The sequence below is a fragment of the Acidovorax sp. LjRoot38 genome, from assembly GCF_964252975.1.
Lineage (GTDB): Bacteria > Pseudomonadota > Gammaproteobacteria > Burkholderiales > Burkholderiaceae_C > Acidovorax > Acidovorax facilis.
On record NZ_CAXUPT020000005.1, the window covers coordinates 465,832 to 484,531 of the forward strand.

Sequence of the window (18,700 nt, forward strand, 5' to 3'; positions counted from 1 at the left end):
AGCACGGGGGGCGGCAGAAGGACTAGTGCGCGGCTTGGGCGCATCGTTCGAAAGAACTATGCCCTCTCGGGCAGCACCCACAGACCCAGGACGGCGCGCGTGGGGCTACCCTGTTGGGCTGGGTTCTGCTTGCCCAACGCGCACAGACTATGCCCTCACACGCGTCGGCGCCCCGCCGTCATCCAGCCCACGCCAGCCATCAAAGAGACCAGCAACAGCAGGCCCCATTCGCCCAGCGTGGGCACTGCCACCACCCCTGCGGCGGATGCGATGGTCATCGTGAATGTCTGCACCGCGCTGGGCACCACGCCGTTATTGGCTGTGATGGTCACACTCTGGCTCACCGCGCTGGTGGGCGTTCCGGTGATGGCGCCCGTATTAGCGTTGATAGCCAACCCCGGTGGCAGGGTGCCCGCGTCCGTGAAGTTCATGGGGACTGTGCCCGTGGCAACCACCGTGAAGTGGTAGGGCATGCCCAACGCGCCACCGGGCGGTAGTGCGCTGGTGATGGTGGGGGCCACTTGTAGCGGGGGCGAGGAAGTCACCCAACCACCCACACCAATATGTGCAAAACCCTGGCTGGTAGAGGCGTCTGTGTTGAGAAGTGAACACGTGCCTGGGCCGCTCAGGATTTGGCAGTACGCGTTAGAGAAACTGCCCAAGTTGGCGCTGAACAAGTCCAGCCGGTCATTTCCCCCCTGGCTCGCGGTTTGCCAATGGTGAATATCAATGGTTTCGCCCACGATGTCGCCTGCCGCATCGGTGGAGACGAGGGCAAATGCCAGCCGAGTCGCGGCGTCCCCGCTGCTGTATTGCACGAGCCCGTCGCTGAATGAATACGATTGGATCAAGCCCGAAACATCCGCCGCATTTAAATTGGGGGCCAAGGGTGCGGCAGTGGTAAAGCTGCCCGTTTGCCTCATCGCTGCGGTGAAGTTGCCGCAGGTGGGTGTGGCACATGGAGGCGTGAACGGCGTCAGGGTGGTGTAGGTGGGGCCGGTGAAGGTGTAGGTGGTGGCCCAGGCACCAGACTGGAGAAGGGCCGCAGCCAGGACTACAAGAGTTTTCTTCATGGTGTTGTCAGCGATATGAGTGAGGTCAGGAGGGGCTGTGGTGGATAGGCTGAAATCTTCAATAAAAAAGACCACGCCGCTTATCGAGAAAGCGCTATTAGCTATATTTTTAGGAGCAATTTCTTACACCCACGCATGGCCAGACCCAGCAAGCCGACGGCTGTCAGCACCAGGGCAAATGGGTTGTCCACGGGTACGGACTGCGCCCCACCCGGCCCCACCACGGGGACGTCGCTCGTCCAGCCACCACTGCCATGGGCAAAGCCGTGGCTGGTGGCGCCGTCGTCAGCGTAGCTATGGCAGATGTCGGGGCTGCTCAGGGAAACGCAGGGGCGGTTGAAGTAGCTGGCAAAGTTGACCGACATGTAGCTCAATCGGTCGCCCACGCCATGGCTGCCGGTTTGCCACCACAGAAAAACAATGTCGTTATCAACAATCTCGCCTGCTGCGTTGGTAGAAACGCGGGCTTTGGCCAAACGAGTGTTGAGGCCGTTCATGCTGTAGCTGGTCACGCCATCGTTGAAGTCGTACCAGGTGATGAGGGGTGCAATGTCGAGACTGACCTGGTTGGCGGGCAGCGGCTGGTTGGTGGTGAAGTGGCCCGTTTGCCGAATGACCGTGCTGAAGTTGACGCAGGTACCGGCGGCGCAGGGTGTTGTGTAGTCCAGCAGGCTGACGTAGGTGGGGCCGGCAAAGGTGTAAGTGGCCGCCCAGGTGCTGGTTTGGATAAAGACCGCAGCCAGGAGTGCAAGGTATTTCTTCATGGTATTGGCAGCAACGTAGACGGAGTGGGTGCGGCGGCGCACTGAAAATTTCAATAAAAGCCTGGCTCAGACGCTCATCTGGAAAGCGCTGATAACAATTTTTTGATGCGCATTGGAGACCACCGCAAAGGGTGGTCCCCCAAGCAGGTGGCGGCCAGTGCGGGAACTGGGACAGGCAGGCAACGTGCGTTCTTTTCATGGCGTGGTCGGGGCGGATGCGCTTTTCAGGCGCGCTATCTAATCGAGAGCATGAAAGCGTTCGATAGAAGGGGTTGGGCTGAAAAGAAGTTTATGGAGCCCCCCTGCGCAGCGCCCCACCCCCAGGGGTTGGGAAACGACACTTTCGATGTGCTACGTTGGGGCACGCGCATTGCGTTGAAGCGATGCAGTAAACAAACACACCACTTCATGTCCCTCACCCGAACTCAGCAGCAGGCCATTGCGCGCTTGCAGCAGATGGCTGGCCTTGACTTCAACGGGCCCCAGCTCATCGAGCCCGTTTTGCATGAGTTGCATCACCTCATTGGCTTTGACTCGGGTTGCTATTTCTATCCAGGCGGCGACGTTGGGCTGGATGCGTATGTCGAGCCGTCGATCACGAGGGACACCATGCACACCTACTTCGAGCCACAGGTAATAGCCAGCGAACGCAAGGTGATTCGCCGCAGCGCTCACCACTTTGCCGAGGCGGTGCGCTTTGACCATGGGCCGCAAGTGCTGGAGCAACTTCTGGCGGTGCCCATCAGCGAGCTGTTGCGCAGCGATTTCTACAACTTGGCGTTGCGGCCCGCCGAGGTGTTTGACTGCCTGAGCCTCGTGTTGCGCACGCCGCAGGGTGCTGGCTTGGGTGCGCTCAAGCTGTATCGCAGCGCCGCCTCGTCACGCTTTAACGTGGACGACGTGGCGATGTTTGGACGGATGGAGCCGTGGCTGGCGCGGATTCTGCAACCGGGCGAGCTGGACGCGCAGGACAGCGTGGTACACGACAGTGCCATGCTGGTAGTCACGCCCCAAGGAAGACTGGTATGGACGTCCCAACAATCGGATCTGCTGATGGCGTTGGCCTTTGGGCCGAGCTGGCACCGCCGCTCTGAGCTGCCGCCAAAGTTGGACATGCTGCTGCAGCGCCTGCAATTTTCGGGCCGCAGCGGTGACAGCCGCAGTGGCCCCGCGCCTGCGTTGCCCCAGCTGGATCTGCACAACGCCAGCGGCTGGTTCAGCCTGCGCGCCACGCAGATGGCCGCCGCAGCGGGCGAAGGCCAGGCGGTGGGCATTCAGATCACCCACCGGGTGCCGCGCGTGGCACACCTGCTGCCCGCGCTGCGGGCGCTCGGGCTGCCGCAGCGCCAGCACGAGCTGGCCTACTGGCTGGCGCGGGGCCTGCCCGAAGCACAGATTGCCGAACGCATGGGGATCAGTGCCAACACCGCCACCTACCACCGCCGCCAGATTTACACGCGGCTGGGGGTGCAAAACCGGCTGGAGCTGCAAGCCCGTCTGCTGGCGCCCCGTTGAGGAGACTCCGGTGGGGCGAGGGTAAGAGCCCGTTCAAAAGGGGCTTCATGAAGAAACACCCGGGCTTCGCTCCCTTCGGCTTTTTCAGCCCGACCAGGACAGGTCCAGCCAGGCCAGCGCCACTACGGCACCGGCACAACCCGCACCGCTGGTGTGTAGGGCTCAACGCGCAGGCTGTCGTGCGCCAGCACGCTGATCTTGGCCCGGGGGGCCATTTCCAGTGCGCCGTCAGCTGCCTTGCGTGTGGCGTATTGCCAGAGGGTGAGCGCGCCTTTGGCGGCCAGAGCCTGGCCAATGGCGGCGGCTTCGGGGCGCGGGGCACCGGCCTCGTCCGGCGGCACGGCAACGATGACATCGTCCTTGACCGTAACGATCTTGAACAGCAGCGGCTTGGTGGTGTCGGCCACGGCGGTGACAGAGGCGAAGACGGTAGCAAGGGAGACTGCTGCCAGGGTTACGGCTGCGCCGAAGCGGCGCAAGGAGGTGGTTTTCATGCGTTGTTGCTCCTGTATCGATGGGGGCCAGCGCCCCGGCACCGGGTGCTGACAAAAGCATCATGCCCCGGGGCGTGCAACCAGACAAGGATCGGTCACCTGGGCAAGCAAACCGCCCACGCTGCAACGCTACGCCCCTGCGGCCCCCGCCCGCATGGTGGTGCCCACGTGGGCATATAAGGCACCCCATGCCTCGCGCGTGGCGGGGTTGAAGGCGCCTCCAAGTGCTTCGGCCGGTGTGTCGAGCAGCGCCGCGCCCACCGTGTCGTAGTGCGCGGCCTCGACGCCATAGCCCGCGTGCCGTTTGCCAAGTGCGCGCAGTGCGGCGTCCAGCTGCTCGGGTTGGCCGAGCATGCGCACGGCGCTGCCGATCATGTCCAGCAGCTTGCGCGCCTGTTCGTTCATGTCGGACGAGGCGAACAGCCCGCTGATAGCGGGATCGCGGGCGAACAGCTTGGCGTAGAACAGCGCACCCGCCTTCGCGGCGACAGGAGCAACCTGCGCAAAGCTCTGGCGAACCAGATGGATTTGTTCGGGGGACATCAGAGGCTTCCTCAGCAATGCGGCCGTTGGCCAGTGGCAGGTAGAACACTGGAAAGAAGTCTATGAAGTTCCCCCGCGCTGCGCCCCACCCCCAGGGGTTGCATGACGACAGGCCCTATGCGCTATAGGCGACGCGCTATGTGCGATTTGCGATGTAGCGGGCGTGACGGCTTCATGCGCCGGGCCTCGCGCAGGGCGCGCTTGTGCAGGTGCACCGGCTCGCGCGCAGGGTGGTCAACGGCAAATCCCTGGCCGACCACGGCGGTTGCACTGCCGCGCTACTCCTAGTGTGGTGTTGCACACTAGCGCTGGCGGTCCGATGCGTAGACCGCCGCCTGCACGCGCGAACTCAGGCCCAGCTTGCGCAGGATGTGCTGCACATGGATCTTGACCGTGGTCTCGGCGATGTCGAGTGTGCGCGCGATTTCCTTGTTGCTGGCACCGCGCGCGATCTCGCGCAGCACGTCTTCCTCACGAGGGGACAGGGGCGCGGCGCCGTTGTTGGCAGCCTCGGGCGGCTGCGTGGACGCACCCGCCCCGGCAGGCCCGGCTGGGGCGATGAGCGCTGCCGCTTCAGCCACCCCTTGCGACTGGAACGCGGCCACCAGTTTGCCCATGAGTTCGGGGCTCACCACGGGCTCGCCCCGGGCCGCGCGGCGGATGGCCTGGGCCAAAAGATCGCCGTCGATGGTCTTGAGCAGGTAGCCCTGCGCGCCGTTGCGCAGTGCGGCGGCCAGGTCCTGCCCGTCTTCGCTGACGGTGAGCATGAGCACGCGCGAGGAGGGCGAGACTTCGCGCAGGCCCCGGATGGCGTCCACGCCCATCACGCCGGGCAGGTGGTTGTCCAGCAGGATCACCTGGGGCAACAGCTGCGGCGCCAGGCGCAGGGCCTCGGCGGCATCGCCCGCCTCGCCCACCACCAGCAGGCCCGCGTCCTGCCCCAACAGTGCAATCAGCCCCCGGCGGAAGAGCGTGTGGTCGTCCACCACCAGCAGCGTCACAGGCGGCTCTGCGGAGGGTTGGTGGCCCACACCGGCGGGGGGGGCCAAGGGGATGGCGGTGGTGATGGTCATGCGGTGGTGGCCACCCGGCCTGCGGCCACGGCGGGTGTGAGTTCTTCGCCAGAAGCCGCGCCTTGGGGGGCTATGGCCGCTGCGGACGGAGGTGCAGACTGGGAGGGCATGGTGGTGGCAGCGGTCACCGTGGGCAGCTCGATGCACACGCGCGTGCCCTGGCCCGGGGTGGATTCAACCTGCAGCACGGCACCCACGCGGTGGGCGCGCTCGCGCATGATGCCCAGGCCCACATGCAGCGAATCGGGCGGCACGGTGGCCACGTCGAAGCCCTTGCCGTTGTCCTGCACCTCAAAGCGCCAGCGCGGATGCCGGTGCACGAGCAGGTCCACCCGCGTGGCGCCCGAATGCTTGCGCACGTTCGACAACGCTTCCTGCACCATGTGCAGCACCTGGATCTGCAAATCGGGCGCCAGCGGCAGGCCATGGCCCACCATGCCCAGCGTGGTGGCCATGCCGGTCTGGTGCTCGAACTTGGACAGCGTGGCGCGCAGGGCCGATTCAATATCCTCGTCGTTGGTGCGGGTGCGAAAGTGCACAAGCAGCTCGCGCACGTCGGAATAACACTCGCGCACGCCCACATCCAGCTCGCTGATGCTGCGGTCGCGTTTGGCCTCGTCGCCACGGTTAACGGCGTCGCGCAGCAGCTGCGTCTGGATCTTGAGGAAGGCCAGCGACTGGGCGATGGAGTCGTGCAGCTCGCGCGCCAGCATGCTGCGCTCTTCGGCCACGGCGGCTTCGCGCTCCAGGGCTGTGGCGCGCAGGCCTTCCATGGCGCTGGCCAGGTGGCGCGTCATGGCTTCAAGCAGGTCGCGAAGTTCGTCGGTCAGCTCAATGGGCGAGCGGAAGAACAGGTCTACCTCACCCAGCAAGCGCTGCTGCATCTGCACCGGGATGGTCACCATGGTTTCAAAACCCGCCTCGCGGCAATGGGGCAAGGCGACGGTAGTTGATGGCGTGATGGGGATCACCCGCGTGCGCGCCTGGGCCTGGGGCTGGCCGCACAGGCAGGTGCCGGTGTGCAGGCAGTGCTCGCCCTCGGCCATGGTGCGGGGCAGGCCGTCACCGGCCAGCAGCACATAACGTTCATTGGCCTCGTTGGACCAGCGCACCGCCGCCGCATCGGCCCCGGCCACGCGCCGGATCTGCTGCACAAAGCCCTGGGCCAGCAGCTCCAGGCTGCTGGCGGTGGAAGCCAGCGCGCTCACCTCATACAACGCGGCGAGGCGCTGGTTCTGCACGGCGATGCTGGCGGTTTTCTCCACCACCTTGTGTTCCAGGTCGTCGTGCGATGCCTGCAATGCGTGCGCCATGAGGTTGAAGCCCGCCGACAGCTGGCCGAACTCGTCATCCGTATCCACCGGCAGGCGGGTGCCGAGCTCGCCCTGGCGCAGCCGGGCCTGGGCCTGCTGCAGGCGCGCCACGGGGTTGATGACCAGCAGATAGCTTGCGGCCATGAAGGTCACGGCGGCAACAATGGCCAGCGCCATCATGAACAGCTGGAACAGGTGCAGCGCCGCCGTCCAGCCCGCAATCTGGATCTCGATGGCATCCACAAAACCATCGACCTGCTGCACAAACGCATCGGCTTGCGCCAAGGTCTGCGCGCGATCGGGGGGCAACGTGGTCACCCAGCCGCTGCGCGCCTGGGCCCACTGGGTGCGTATGGCCTCGAAGCGCGAGCGGGTCTCGTCGCTCCAGGGCACAAACAGCGGGCGTGAGGGGTCGCCCGTGCGCAGCAGGTCCAGGCTGGCATCGAACAGGCGGGCACGCTCTTGCACCGCCTCGGCGGGCTCGGTCTGCAGCACCAGCACCATGCGCAGCATGTTCATGCGCAGGCGGCCGGCCTCGTTGACAGCGGCGGCGCCGCCTTCGAGCTTCCAGGTTACCCACAGCGTGAGGCTGATGGAGGCCAGCGCCACCAGCAAAAAACCCGCGCCCATGGCCAGGAGCTTGGTGGACAGGGTGGGCTTGGTGCGCATGCAGGGCAGTGTAGGCACCGAGCTTGCGCCGACTCTTGACCTGGGTCAAGTCTCACCCGCGTAGCATGGCGCCATGCAACGACCACCCGACACCCACCTCTGTGCCCGCCTGCTGCTGGCCGGAGCCCTGATAGCCACGGGAGCACTGGCAGGCTGTGCCAGCACGGGCACCACGCCCCCCAGCACCCCACTCGCTGCATGGCCCGACCGCCTGCAGGCCCTGCTCCCCACCGATGTGCTGTTGCTCGGCGAACAGCACGATGCGCCCGAACACCAGCGCCTGCAGCGCGAGACCGTGTTGTGGCTGGCCGCAAAAGGCCAGTTGGCGGCCGTGGTGATGGAGATGGCCGAGAGCGGCCACAGCACGCAGGCCCTGCCGCGCGACGCCACCGACGCCCAGGCCCAGGCTGCACTGCAATGGAACGACGCCGCCTGGCCGTGGAAGGCCTATGGCCCCGTGGTGATGGCCGCCGTGGCCGCTGGCGTGCCGGTGCTGGGTGGCAACCTGCCGCGCGCCCAGATGCTCGCCGCGATGGGCGAGGCCCGCTGGGACCAGCACCTGCCCGCCCCCGCACTGGCACAGCAACACCAGGCGCTGCGCGAGGGCCACTGCGGCCTGCTGCCGGAATCGCAAATTGCCCCCATGGCCCGCATCCAGATCGCCCGCGACGCGAGCATGGCGCGCACCGCCCAGCAGGCCCTGCGCCCCGGGCAGACGGTGCTGCTGGTGGCCGGGGGCGGTCATGTGCTGCGCAGCCTGGGAGTGCCCACCCACTGGCCAGCCGGTTTGGTGTCAAAAGTGGCCCTGGCGCAATCTGGAAAAGCGCAGACAGCTATCAAAAGTGAAGCAATTAAACCAGGCGACGCGGAAGCGGTGATTGAAACCCCTGCCCTGCCACCCCGCGATGCCTGTGCAGAACTGCGCGAGAAGTGGCGCCCGGCGCGCCCAGCACCTTGACCTACGGTGCCACAGTCACGGGCTGTGCCCGCAGCAGCGCTGCGAAGTCATCGGCGGGCACGGGCCGACTGCACAGGTAGCCCTGGTAAGCATCACAGCCCCGCTCTCGCAAGAAGGCCAACTGGCCGTCGGTCTCCACCCCTTCGGCCAGCACCGACAGCCCCATGCTGTGCCCCATGGCGATGATGGCGGCGCTGATGGCCATGTCGTCCTCGCTTTGCGGAATGTCGCGGATGAAACCCTGGTCGATCTTGAGCACGTCAATCGGAAAGCGCTTGAGCTGCGCGAGCGACGAATACCCTGTGCCAAAGTCATCCACCGCAATGCGCAGGCCCAGCGCGCGCAGACGCATCAGCACCTGGCGCGCCTCTTCGGTGCGCTCGGCCAGGGCGGTTTCGGTGATCTCCAGCTCCAGCAGCTCGGGCGGAAAGCCCGAATCGGCCAGCGCGCCCGACGCGCAACCGGCCAGGTCCGTCAGGTGGAACTGGCGCGGCGACACGTTCACAGCGAGCGTGAGGTCGGGCAGGCCTGCCTGGCGCCAGGCCTGGCCCTGGCGGCAAACCTCGCGCAGTACCCATTCGCCCAGCGGGCCAATGACGCCCGAGGTTTCGGCCACGGGGATAAAGCGCGCGGGCGAGATCAGGCCCTCCACCGGGTCGTTCCAGCGCACCAGCGCCTCGGCGCCCTGGATGTGGCCGGTGGCAATGTCCACCTGCGGCTGGTAGTACATCTGCAGGTGGCCCTGCGCCAGCGCCAGGCGCAGGCGCGACTCCAGCGCCAGTCGCTCGCGCGCGGCCTGGGTCATCGCCTCGTGGAAGAAGCACCACGCCCCCCGGCCCCGTGCCTTGGCGCCGTACACCGCCGCATGGGCGCCCTGCAGCAGCAGTTCGGTGGTGTTCGCGTGCTCGGGGAACATGCAGATGCCCACGCTCACACCCGCCACCACTTCAAAGCCATCGGGCGAACGCCAGGGCTCGGCCACGGCCGTGATCAGGTGCCGCGCCACGGCAGCGGCGCCGTCGGCATGGCGCAGGTGGCGCGCCACCACGGCCAGCTCGTCGCCCGCCAGCCGCCCCATCACGTCGCCCGGCCGCAGGGCCGACTGCACCTGCCGCGCGATGTGCTTGAGCACCTCGTCACCGGTGGCATGGCCGTAGCTGTCGTTCACGTCCTTGAAACGGTCGAGGTTGAGCAGCAGCACAGCAATGTGCTCGCCACTGGCTCGCGCCTCCAGCACGGCCTGCTCCAGCTGGTGGCCGAACCACGCGCGGTTGGACAGCCCCGTGAGCGCATCGTTGTGCGCCAGGAACTCCAGCCGCTGCTGCTGCACCTTTTCTTCAGAAATGTCGGTGAACATGCACACGTAGTGCGTGATCTGCCCGGCAGGGTCGCGCACGGCCGACAGGGACATGTGCTCCGGAAACACCTCGCCGTTCTTGCGGCGGTTCCAGATCTCGCCCTGCCAGTGGCCCGTCTGGCGCAATGTGCCCCACATGGCCTCGTAAAACGCCTTGTCATGCCGCCCCGACTTGAAGACGCGCGGCGTCTGGCCCAGCAGTTCCTCCTCGGTATAGCCCAGCAGGCGGGTGACGGCGGCGTTGGCCGACAGGATGCGGCTTTGCGCATCGGTCACCACCACGCCCTCCATGGTGTTGTCCACCACCGTGGCGGCCAGCCGCTGGCGGGCCTCGCTGTTCTTGAGTGCGGCGCGGGCGGCCTTGATCTCGTCCAGGTCCTGCAGAACGCAGACCATATGGGCGGGCTCGGCATCCGCCTCGGGGACCAGCGCTACCGTGCACAGCACGGCCACCTTGCGCCCATCGCCCGGACGAAGGCATTCGTGTTCACCCACATAGTGGTCGATCTCGCCCGCCAGCAGGCGCGACAACTGGGCAGCCACCCGGTCACGGTCGGGCGCCATCAGCACATCGCGAACATTCAGGCTGCAGACCCGCTCCAGCGGCGCGCCGAGCAGATCACACAGGCGGGTGTTGGCCCACAGGAACCGCCCGTCTGGCGCCGCGCGCGCGATACCTGCCGGCACGTGGCGCACGATCTGCGACAGCTCCCTGGCCATGGCCAGGCGCACCTTTTCGGCGTGGCGCATGCTGCGCAGCAGGCACCAGGCCAGCCCACTGGTCAGCAGCACGTAACCCCAGCCCTTCCAGGTCTGAAAGCGCGTGAGCAGCACCGGGTCGCTCACCCACCGGGCCAGCAGCGCGTCGCCCACGAACACCCAGGCCACCCCCAGCACCAGGTACAGCAGCATTCCCCGCCAGGGGACAATACGCGACGCATCGCCCGGATTGGTCATTGATTTCCCTGTTCGACAAGCGCTCAGGCCATGCTGCGACAATCGCACCGCTATGACCAACGCCTACATCCTTACCCTGTCCTGCCCCGACCGCCTGGGGCTGGTGCATGCCGTTTCGGGCTTTTTGCTGGAGCACAGCGGCAACATCGAAGAAGCCGCGCAGTACAACGACCACGCCACCGGCCTGTTCTTCATGCGCGTTCAGTTTGCCTGCGACCAGCACGATCACGCAACGCTCAAGGCCCGCCTGGCCACGTTTGCAGAACCCTACAACATGCATTGGCGCCTGCACGCAACAGCTGCGCCCATGAAAACCGTGCTCATGGTCAGCAAGGAGGGCCACTGCCTCAACGACCTGCTGTTCCGCTGGAAGAGTGGCCTGCTGCCCATCGACATCCGCGCCATCATCAGCAACCACCGCGACTTCTACCAGCTGGCGGCCAGCTACAACGTGCCGTTCCACCATATCCCGCTGACGGGCAGCACCAAAGCCCAGGCCGAAGCCAAGCAGCTTGAGATTATCGAGGGCGAAGGGGCCGAGTTGGTGGTATTGGCCCGTTACATGCAGATACTTTCTCTTGACCTATGTCAAAAGTTGGCCGGACGGGCGATCAACATCCACCACAGCTTCCTGCCCAGCTTCAAGGGCGCCAAGCCTTATTACCAGGCCCATGACCGGGGCGTGAAGCTGATCGGCGCCACGGCCCACTATGTGACGGCCGACCTGGACGAAGGCCCGATCATCGAGCAGGACGTGGCCCGCGCCGACCACACCGACACGGTCGAAGACCTCACGGCCCGGGGCCGCGACACCGAAAGCCAGGTGCTGGCCCGCGCCGTGAAGTGGCACAGCGAGCACCGCGTGCTGCTCAACGGCCACAAGACCGTCGTCTTCCGCTAACCCGCTAACCCGTTCTGCCCCATGGCCACGGCAGCCCCGTCCTCATCCTTCCTCAGCAGCGCAGCCCGGCGCATTCCGCCCATCCAGTGCCTGCTGACCTTTGAGGCCCTGGCCCGCCTGCGCAGCGTGACGCAGACGGCCGACGAGCTGTGCGTCACGCCTAGCGCCGTGAGCCACCGGGTCAAGCAGCTGGAGCAGATCCTGGGGGTGCGGCTGTTTGGCCGGGCCGATTTTTCGCTGACCACCGAGGGCAGCGCCTACCTGGCCCATGTGCGCGAGGGGCTGGGCGCGCTGCAGCGCTTTCCGGGCCAGGCGGCCGCGCCCGGGCGGCGGCGGCTCAAGCTGGCAGTCACGCCCACGTTTGCGCGCACCATCCTCATCCCCCGCCTGCGCCAGTTCACCGAGGCCTACCCCGAGATCGACCTGGCGCTGCAGGTCTCCATCCCGCTGCTGGACGTGGTGGCCGAAGACGCCGACCTGATGGTGCGCTTCGGCCCCGGCCACTATGCCGATGTGGAGCACGTAGAACTGGCCCGCGACGTGGTCACGCCCCTGGCCTCGCCCGCGTTCGTGCGCGAACACGGCCCCTTTGACCGCCCCGAAGACCTGGAGGGCGTACCCCTGCTGCGCAGCCCGCTGGAGCCCTGGCGCACCTGGTTTGCTGCCACGGGTCTCGACTGGGCCGAGCCCAGCGAGGGCTCGCAGTTCAACGACATCGGCCTGATGTGCGACGGCGCCGCTGCCGGTATGGGCGTGGCGCTGGTGCGCCTGAAGCTGGGCGCACCGTGGCTGGAGAACGGCACGCTGGTGCGCCTGTTTGACACCGACACTGCCAGCCCCCACGCCCACTACCTGTGCTGGCGCACGGGCACCATGGACCGGTGGGAATGCGCGGCGTTTGCCGAGTGGCTGCGCAAAACCATGGCGTAGTAGAGGCATCCCCCAGAGTCGCCTTTGGCGCCTCCCCCCTTCTCTCGGCTGCGCCGGAAGGGGGACGCCGCCCTCGCTGCGGGGCGGCCCTTGCTCGGCGGCCCTCGCCCGAGCCGCGCCCTCCTCCACCAAGTTCAGGCAAAAATCAGCCCCAGCGCTTGTCCATCAAGCGTTAGAAGCTATCAATTAGTGAGCGACTCGGTGTTTTTCACAAACACCTGCAGAAAACCTCACACCCCGCCCGTCCCCATCCCCTACAGTGGCGGCCATGATCACCGCCACTTCTTCCGCCCCGCTCCCGACACCCGCCGAACGCGCCGCGCGCCAGGCCGAGGTTGTCCAGGCCCTGGGCCGCGTGCTGCCCGCCCACGCACTGCTCTGGCACAACGAGGACACCACTCCGTACGAATGCGACGGCCTCACCGCCTACCGCCAGCGCCCGCTGGTGGTGTGCCTGCCTGAAACCTACGACGAGGTGCAGGCCGTGCTGCAGGTGTGCCACCGGCTGCAGGTGCCGGTGGTGGCGCGCGGTGCGGGCACGGGCCTGTCGGGCGGGGCCATGCCCCACGCCCTGGGCGTGACGATGTCGCTGGCCAAGTTCAACCGCATCCTCGACATCAACCCCGAAAGCCGCACGGCCGTGGTGCAGTGTGGCGTGCGCAACCTGGCGATCAGCGAAGCCGCCGCGCCCTACGGCCTGTACTACGCGCCCGACCCCAGCAGCCAGATCGCCTGCACCATCGGCGGCAACGTGGCCGAGAACTCGGGCGGCGTGCACTGCCTCAAATACGGCCTCACCGTGCACAACGTGCTCAAGGTGAAAGGCTTCACGGTGGAAGGCGAGCCCGTCGAATTCGGCAGCGAGGCACTCGACGCTCCCGGCTACGACCTGCTGGCCGCCGTGATCGGCAGCGAAGGCATGCTGGCCGTGACTACCGAAGTGACGGTCAAGCTCATCCCCAAGCCCCAGCTGGCGCGGTGCATCATGGCCAGCTTTGACGACGTGCGCAAAGCGGGCGACGCGGTGGCCGCGGTCATCGCGGCTGGCATCATCCCCGCCGGCCTGGAGATGATGGACAAGCCCATGACCGCCGCCGTCGAAGACTTTGTGCACGCGGGCTACGACCTGACCGCCGAAGCCATCCTGCTGTGCGAAAGCGATGGCACGCCCGAAGAAGTAGAGGAAGAAATCGGCCGCATGAGCGAAGTGCTGCGCGCTGCCGGCGCCACCGCCATTTCGGTCAGCAACGACGAAGCCGAGCGCCTGCGCTTCTGGAGCGGCCGCAAGAACGCATTCCCCGCCAGCGGCCGCATCAGCCCCGACTACATGTGCATGGACTCGACCATCCCGCGCAAGCGCCTGGCCGACATCCTGCTGGCCATCCAGGAGATGGAAAAGAAATACCAGCTGCGCTGTGCCAACGTGTTCCACGCGGGCGACGGCAACCTGCATCCGCTGATCCTGTTCGATGCGAACGACGCCGACCAGCTGCACCGCTGCGAGCTTTTTGGCGCGGAGATTCTGGAGACCAGCGTGGCCATGGGCGGCACGGTCACGGGCGAGCATGGCGTGGGCGTGGAGAAGCTCAACAGCATGTGCGTGCAGTTCTCTGCGGCGGAGAACGCGCAGATGTTCGGGCTCAAGCACGCGTTCGACCCCGCCGGGTTGCTGAACCCCGGCAAGGTGATCCCCACGCTGAACCGGTGTGCGGAATACGGGAAGATGCTGGTGCGCGGAGGGGCGATCAAGCATCCGGATTTGCCGAGGTTTTGAAGGGTGAAACAGGCACGGCCGATTTCTGAACAAGAAAGGGACGCCCCACAGTTCAATTCTGGGAAGCTTGCCCAAGCCGCCCCTACCTCCCAGCGTATCGTCCAGATACTGAGGCCCACATTACTCTAGGTCGACCATGACAGATGATTCCCGAACCGAAGCTCTCCGCGAATGGAATAGTCTGGCGCGTGAAAATACGGAAAACGCCGTCGTTTCCTCGATGCTTGAAGCCGCACTCACGGCCAGTGAGCCGGTCGAGACCTTCAGCACTTGGCTACTCGTCGCGACCGCTGCCGTCGCGTCCTTTTTGATCGCCAATGCGGAGACACTCATGCCTTTCATCTCGAGGGCTGGGTTCGTCACATGTGGTGTGTTCCTATGCGTCTCCTGCATCTTCGGTCTGTTCTCAAAGGTGTTTGCCGTGCGCTGCAAAATCGGCGTCGAAACCGGCAATGCAGTGCGCAAGACCTTTAGCGAGCACTTAGCCAAGTACCAAGCTGAGGAAGAGAGAATTCAGAAGGGGGCCGCATTTTGGGGAATTGATCTGCAGTCGGGCATTCGCATTGAGCGAGTTCTCGAAGAATTCTTGCAACCATTCCCGAGATGGGTTCGCTACATCGCGCAGCGCTACTTGAAAAAGCATGCTGGCAATCCACAGATCGGCTACATCTCTCAGATGAGAAGTCTCTACGTACAAGGAATTGCTGCATTCTTACAGGCACTGTGCTTTCTTGGGTTTTTGGGGACGGGGTTTATCTTTGCGGCAGCAGCTTAGCCTTCCATCGAGAAGACATTCAGCACTCTTCTGTGCGGCTATGGGCCGCTTCACATTTCAAACGTCGATGTCAGCAACGCAACCCGTTCTACGGCAACTCGGTGGTTATCGATTGCGATTCAACTCGAACGTTCTGTAACGGCATTTCTCGCGTCCGCCGCCAACTCGTGGTTTGTGGCGGCAAACAAACCCCAGCAATCCACATCCCCAACATCCTTCTTTCCAAGCCCCATGCTTTGCGACTCCCCCTCCACCCTCCTCCAATCCGGCAACGCCCTCGTCGCCCAGGCACAAGCCGTAGCCAAACAAGACTTTGATGCAGCGCGGGCGTTGTGGCGGCAAGCGGGGGTGTTGTTTCAGCGGGCGCATGAAGCCGACCCTACGCAACATGCGGCGGCGTTTCGGCTAGGTCAGGCGTGGGTGGCAGAAGCCCATGCGCTGCAGAAAGAAGGATCAGAGGATGCGACGGCCATGTGGCGGCAGGCTGCGCTGCAATGCGAGGTGGCCTTTGCGCTCGACCCACACCATGCGGTGACGGCCATGCATATCGCCAGTTGCTACGCCTGGACGCAGGACGCCGAGGCCAAGCAGGCGTGGGCGCAGATTGCGCAGCACCTGCAGGAAGAACACGCGGCCCACATGGCGGCGGATGAGGCGGCACGCTAGGCCCAGCCCCAGGCCGTCGGAGCGCGGCCGAGCAACGCGATGGCCCGTGTGGCTGTTCGGCTCCCCCACCCCTGCTGGCTGCGCCTGCGGCGGGGCGGTTGCGGGGTGAGCATGCGCTTCGAAGCGCGCATGCCTCGTGAACTGACTCGCCGTGGTTGTCCGAGCGGCGCTGCGCAGCAGCAAAGCGAGTTCCACGGCGCACCCCGCAACCGTCCCGACGCAGGTTTGCCCCTTCGCACAGCGAAGGGGTCGCAGACTGGGGGGCGCCTTTCTTTTGGGTACTTTTCTTTGGCGAAGCAAAGAACAAGTACCTCGCCCGCCGGGGCGAGTCCCGGCTTCCGCCCTCAACACCAGCATGCTCTTCGAACCAGCACGCCCTGGCTTCGACAGGCTCAGCCCGAACGGGTGGTCAACTGCCCAACATCGCCCGCCCAATCTCCCCCGCGTGCGACACCGCAAACAGCACCAGCCCAATCAACCCACCCACCACGGTCCCGTTGATGCGGATGTACTGCAAATCCTTCCCAATGTTCAGCTCAATCAGCTGCGTCATCTCTTCCGTATCCCACCGCCGCACGGTGTCCTCAATGTGCTGCGCAATGAACGCCGACACATCCGGCGCCAGCCCCTCCACCCAGCGCTCCAGCCGGTCATTGAACGACTGCCGCAGCGCCGCGTCCGCCGCCAGCGACTCGCCCAGCCATAGCCCCAGTTTGCCCACCTGCCGCGCCAGCACCGAGTTGGCATCGGCCAAATCACGCTGCAGCGCTCCGCACAGATCCAGCCACAAGGTCTGCACATAACCTGCCACCGTGGCGTCGGTCTGCAACCAGGTGCGGATCTCCTCGCCTTTGCGCTCCCATTCCGGGTCGCTGCGCAGGCGCTCGATAAAGCGCTGCACCGCCACATCAAACTGCGCACGCAATGCGTGCTGCGGGTTGGCGGCCACATCGGCCATCAGGCTCTCCAGCGCGCGGGCCAGCAGGGCCGAGCCCTTGTCGCCCAGCCAGTCGCTGGGCAGCAACTTCTCGGTGCGCGGGTGGTCCTTCTTGAGCCAGGCCACGATGGACTGCGCGACCCAGGTACGGGTTTGCTCGTTCTGCAGCAGTTCGATGAGCTTGGCCAGCACGTCGTCCAGCAGCGCCTGGTGACGGCCATTGTGCGTGAGGGTGTCGAGCACCGCCGCCAGAGCACGCGACATGTCCACCTGCCCTATCAAGGCACGCGCGGCTTTTTGAATGAAGCGTTCCACCTGCGCGTCCTGCACCGTCTCCAGCGCAGCCGATGCCAGGCGCGTGGCCTGGTGGCCCAGCAGCGCGGCGTTGCCGGGGGCAGTCAGCCACTGCGCCAGCCGCTCGGCGGGGTCGTGCCGGCGGATCAGAGACACCAGCGAGGGCACATCCAGGAACTTGTCGCGCACAAAGGTGGCGAGGTTGCGGCCGATGCGCGCTTGGTTGCGCGCAATGACCGCCGTGTGCGGAATGGGCAGGCCCAGCGGGCGCCGGAACAGCGCCACCACCGCAAACCAGTCGGCCAGCGCACCCACCATGGCGGCTTCAGCCATGGCTTTCACGCAGTTGAGCAGCAGGCCGCGTTCGACCACGCTGGTGACGATGAACACCGCCGTCACCAGCAGCAACAGTCCCAGCGCCTGCCGTTTGGCACGCCGCAGGGCGACGGTTGCGCCGTCAGTCTCTGGCGTCATCCGGGCCAGCCCGCCGACCAAGACCCCAATGCGTCAGGCAGCCGCCGCAATCTGGTCCAGCGCCTTCGACAAGTGCCCCACCGTACGGTCCACGTTGTGCCACTTCTCCAGGCCAAACAGGCCGACGCGGAAGGTCTTGAAGTCCGTCCCCTCGTCGCACTGCAGCGGCACGCCGGCAGCGGTCTGTAGCCCCACTTCCATGAACTTCTTGCCGTTCTGGATGCCGGGGTCGGTGGTGTAGCTCACCACCACGCCGGGCGCCTTGAAGCCGTCGGCCGCCACGCTGGGGAAGCCGCGCGATTCGAGCAGCGCGCGCACCTTGGCGCCCAATTCGATCTGCTCGTCACGCACCTTGGCAAATCCATATTTACGCGTCTCGGCCATCACCTCGCGCAGGCGCACCAGCGCATCCGTGGGCATGGTGGTGTGGTACGCGTGCTGGCCCTTTTCGTAGCCCTCGGCAATCTGCATCCACTTCTTGAGGTCGCACGAAAAGCTGCTGCTCGTGGTGCCCTCGATGGCTTCGCGCGCACGCTCGGACAGCATCACCATGGCGCAGCAAGGCGATCCGCTCCAGCCCTTTTGCGGCGCGCTGATGAGCACATCCACGCCCGTGGCCTGCATGTCCACCCACATCGCGCCCGACGCCACGCAGTCCAGCACAAACAGCGCGCCAACCTCATGCGCAGCCGCCGTCAGCGTGCGGATGTAGTCATCACTGAGGATGATGCCGCTGGCCGTTTCCACATGGGGCGCAAACACCACCTTGGGCTTTTCTGCGCGGATGGTAGCGGCGACTTCCTCAGCGGGGCATGGTGCCCAGGGCGCCTGCGGGCCACTGCCCTGCTGGCGCGCCTTGCACACCACGGAACCGCCGCCCAGGCCCTTGTCGGCATCAAAGATCTGCGTCCAGCGGTAGCTGAACCAGCCGTTGCGCACGATGAGCACCTTTTCCTTGTTGGCAAACTGGCGCGCCACGGCCTCCATGCCGAAGGTGCCGCTGCCGGGCACCAGCACGGCCGTGTGGGCGTGGTAGACCTCTTTGAGCGTGCCCAGGATGTCCTGCACCACGCCGGTGAAGCGCTTGGACATGTGGTTGAGCGCGCGGTCGGTGTAGACCACCGAAAATTCGAGCAAACCATCGGGGTCGATATCGGGCAAAAGGCCGGGCATAGGGGAGTCTCCGCGTGTGAAACTGAGGGAGGAAAAAGGGACGATCAGGTCAGCTTATCA

At 65.6% G+C, this 18,700-nt stretch carries 16 protein-coding genes; 7 read left to right on the top strand and 9 right to left on the bottom strand.

Features of this window, described 5'->3' with window-relative positions:
• Positions 1-155: 155 nt before the first annotated feature.
• Both ACSQ22_RS12205 and ACSQ22_RS12210 read right to left on the bottom strand, forming a co-directional pair.
• Positions 156-1,073 carry an IPTL-CTERM sorting domain-containing protein gene (locus tag ACSQ22_RS12205; protein ID WP_436130444.1) on the bottom strand — a complete coding sequence of 306 codons (918 nt, stop codon included), beginning with the start codon at positions 1,071-1,073 and terminating at the stop codon, positions 156-158.
• A gap of 101 nt (positions 1,074-1,174) precedes the next feature.
• Positions 1,175-1,837 (bottom strand): hypothetical protein, encoded by a 663-nt coding sequence (locus tag ACSQ22_RS12210; RefSeq protein WP_436130445.1) that lies wholly within the window; start codon positions 1,835-1,837, stop codon positions 1,175-1,177.
• A gap of 408 nt (positions 1,838-2,245) precedes the next feature.
• Here ACSQ22_RS12210 and ACSQ22_RS12215 point away from each other — a divergent pair, with 408 nt between their 5' ends.
• Positions 2,246-3,352: a helix-turn-helix domain-containing protein gene (locus ACSQ22_RS12215; RefSeq protein ID WP_436130446.1), complete on the top strand. Its 1,107-nt coding sequence runs from the start codon at positions 2,246-2,248 to the stop codon at positions 3,350-3,352.
• Positions 3,353-3,474: 122 nt separating this feature from the next.
• On the opposite strand, the gene ACSQ22_RS12220 is transcribed toward ACSQ22_RS12215, so the two are convergent.
• The 4 genes from ACSQ22_RS12220 to ACSQ22_RS12235 form a co-directional block, all read right to left on the bottom strand.
• On the bottom strand, positions 3,475-3,846 hold the full coding sequence (locus tag ACSQ22_RS12220; RefSeq protein ID WP_436130447.1) for a hypothetical protein: 372 nt from the start codon (positions 3,844-3,846) through the stop codon (positions 3,475-3,477).
• 129 nt (positions 3,847-3,975) lie between these two features.
• The gene (locus ACSQ22_RS12225) at positions 3,976-4,389 is read right to left on the bottom strand and encodes a globin domain-containing protein (RefSeq protein WP_436130448.1); all 414 of its coding nucleotides are present in this window, start codon (positions 4,387-4,389) and stop codon (positions 3,976-3,978) included.
• 302 nt (positions 4,390-4,691) lie between these two features.
• The gene (locus ACSQ22_RS12230) at positions 4,692-5,462 is read right to left on the bottom strand and encodes a response regulator (RefSeq protein ID WP_436130449.1); all 771 of its coding nucleotides are present in this window, start codon (positions 5,460-5,462) and stop codon (positions 4,692-4,694) included.
• A complete protein-coding gene (locus ACSQ22_RS12235) occupies positions 5,459-7,444 on the bottom strand; it encodes a type IV pili methyl-accepting chemotaxis transducer N-terminal domain-containing protein (RefSeq protein ID WP_218299043.1) in 1,986 nt (661 codons plus the stop codon). The genes ACSQ22_RS12230 and ACSQ22_RS12235 overlap by 4 nt, the downstream gene beginning before the upstream one ends.
• A gap of 73 nt (positions 7,445-7,517) precedes the next feature.
• Here ACSQ22_RS12235 and ACSQ22_RS12240 point away from each other — a divergent pair, with 73 nt between their 5' ends.
• On the top strand, positions 7,518-8,402 hold the full coding sequence (locus ACSQ22_RS12240; RefSeq protein WP_436130450.1) for a ChaN family lipoprotein: 885 nt from the start codon (positions 7,518-7,520) through the stop codon (positions 8,400-8,402).
• A gap of 1 nt (position 8,403) precedes the next feature.
• On the opposite strand, the gene ACSQ22_RS12245 is transcribed toward ACSQ22_RS12240, so the two are convergent.
• Entirely contained in the window at positions 8,404-10,716 is a 2,313-nt protein-coding gene (locus ACSQ22_RS12245) for a putative bifunctional diguanylate cyclase/phosphodiesterase (protein WP_228897588.1), read from the bottom strand.
• Between the two features lie 52 nt (positions 10,717-10,768).
• Here ACSQ22_RS12245 and purU point away from each other — a divergent pair, with 52 nt between their 5' ends.
• The 5 genes from purU (at position 10,769) to ACSQ22_RS12270 (ending at position 15,762) form a co-directional block, all read left to right on the top strand.
• Complete coding sequence (gene purU, locus ACSQ22_RS12250) at positions 10,769-11,617, top strand: formyltetrahydrofolate deformylase (protein ID WP_121507789.1); 849 nt, start codon at positions 10,769-10,771, stop codon at positions 11,615-11,617.
• A gap of 21 nt (positions 11,618-11,638) precedes the next feature.
• Positions 11,639-12,547, top strand: coding sequence for a LysR substrate-binding domain-containing protein (locus ACSQ22_RS12255; protein WP_055398416.1), 909 nt, complete (start codon positions 11,639-11,641; stop codon positions 12,545-12,547).
• Positions 12,548-12,815: 268 nt separating this feature from the next.
• Entirely contained in the window at positions 12,816-14,321 is a 1,506-nt protein-coding gene (locus ACSQ22_RS12260; protein WP_436130451.1) for an FAD-linked oxidase C-terminal domain-containing protein, read from the top strand.
• A gap of 136 nt (positions 14,322-14,457) precedes the next feature.
• A complete protein-coding gene (locus tag ACSQ22_RS12265) occupies positions 14,458-15,096 on the top strand; it encodes a hypothetical protein (protein WP_436130452.1) in 639 nt (212 codons plus the stop codon).
• Positions 15,097-15,327: 231 nt separating this feature from the next.
• Positions 15,328-15,762, top strand: a complete 435-nt coding sequence (locus ACSQ22_RS12270; RefSeq protein ID WP_436130453.1) for a hypothetical protein — start codon at positions 15,328-15,330, stop codon at positions 15,760-15,762.
• A 409-nt stretch (positions 15,763-16,171) separates the two neighbouring features.
• Here the strand turns inward: ACSQ22_RS12270 and ACSQ22_RS12275 are convergent, their stop codons facing one another.
• Positions 16,172-17,467: a DUF445 domain-containing protein gene (locus tag ACSQ22_RS12275; RefSeq protein WP_436130454.1), complete on the bottom strand. Its 1,296-nt coding sequence runs from the start codon at positions 17,465-17,467 to the stop codon at positions 16,172-16,174.
• A 33-nt stretch (positions 17,468-17,500) separates the two neighbouring features.
• On the bottom strand, positions 17,501-18,640 hold the full coding sequence (locus tag ACSQ22_RS12280; RefSeq protein ID WP_436130455.1) for an aminotransferase class V-fold PLP-dependent enzyme: 1,140 nt from the start codon (positions 18,638-18,640) through the stop codon (positions 17,501-17,503).
• Between the last annotated feature and the right edge of the window lie 60 nt (positions 18,641-18,700).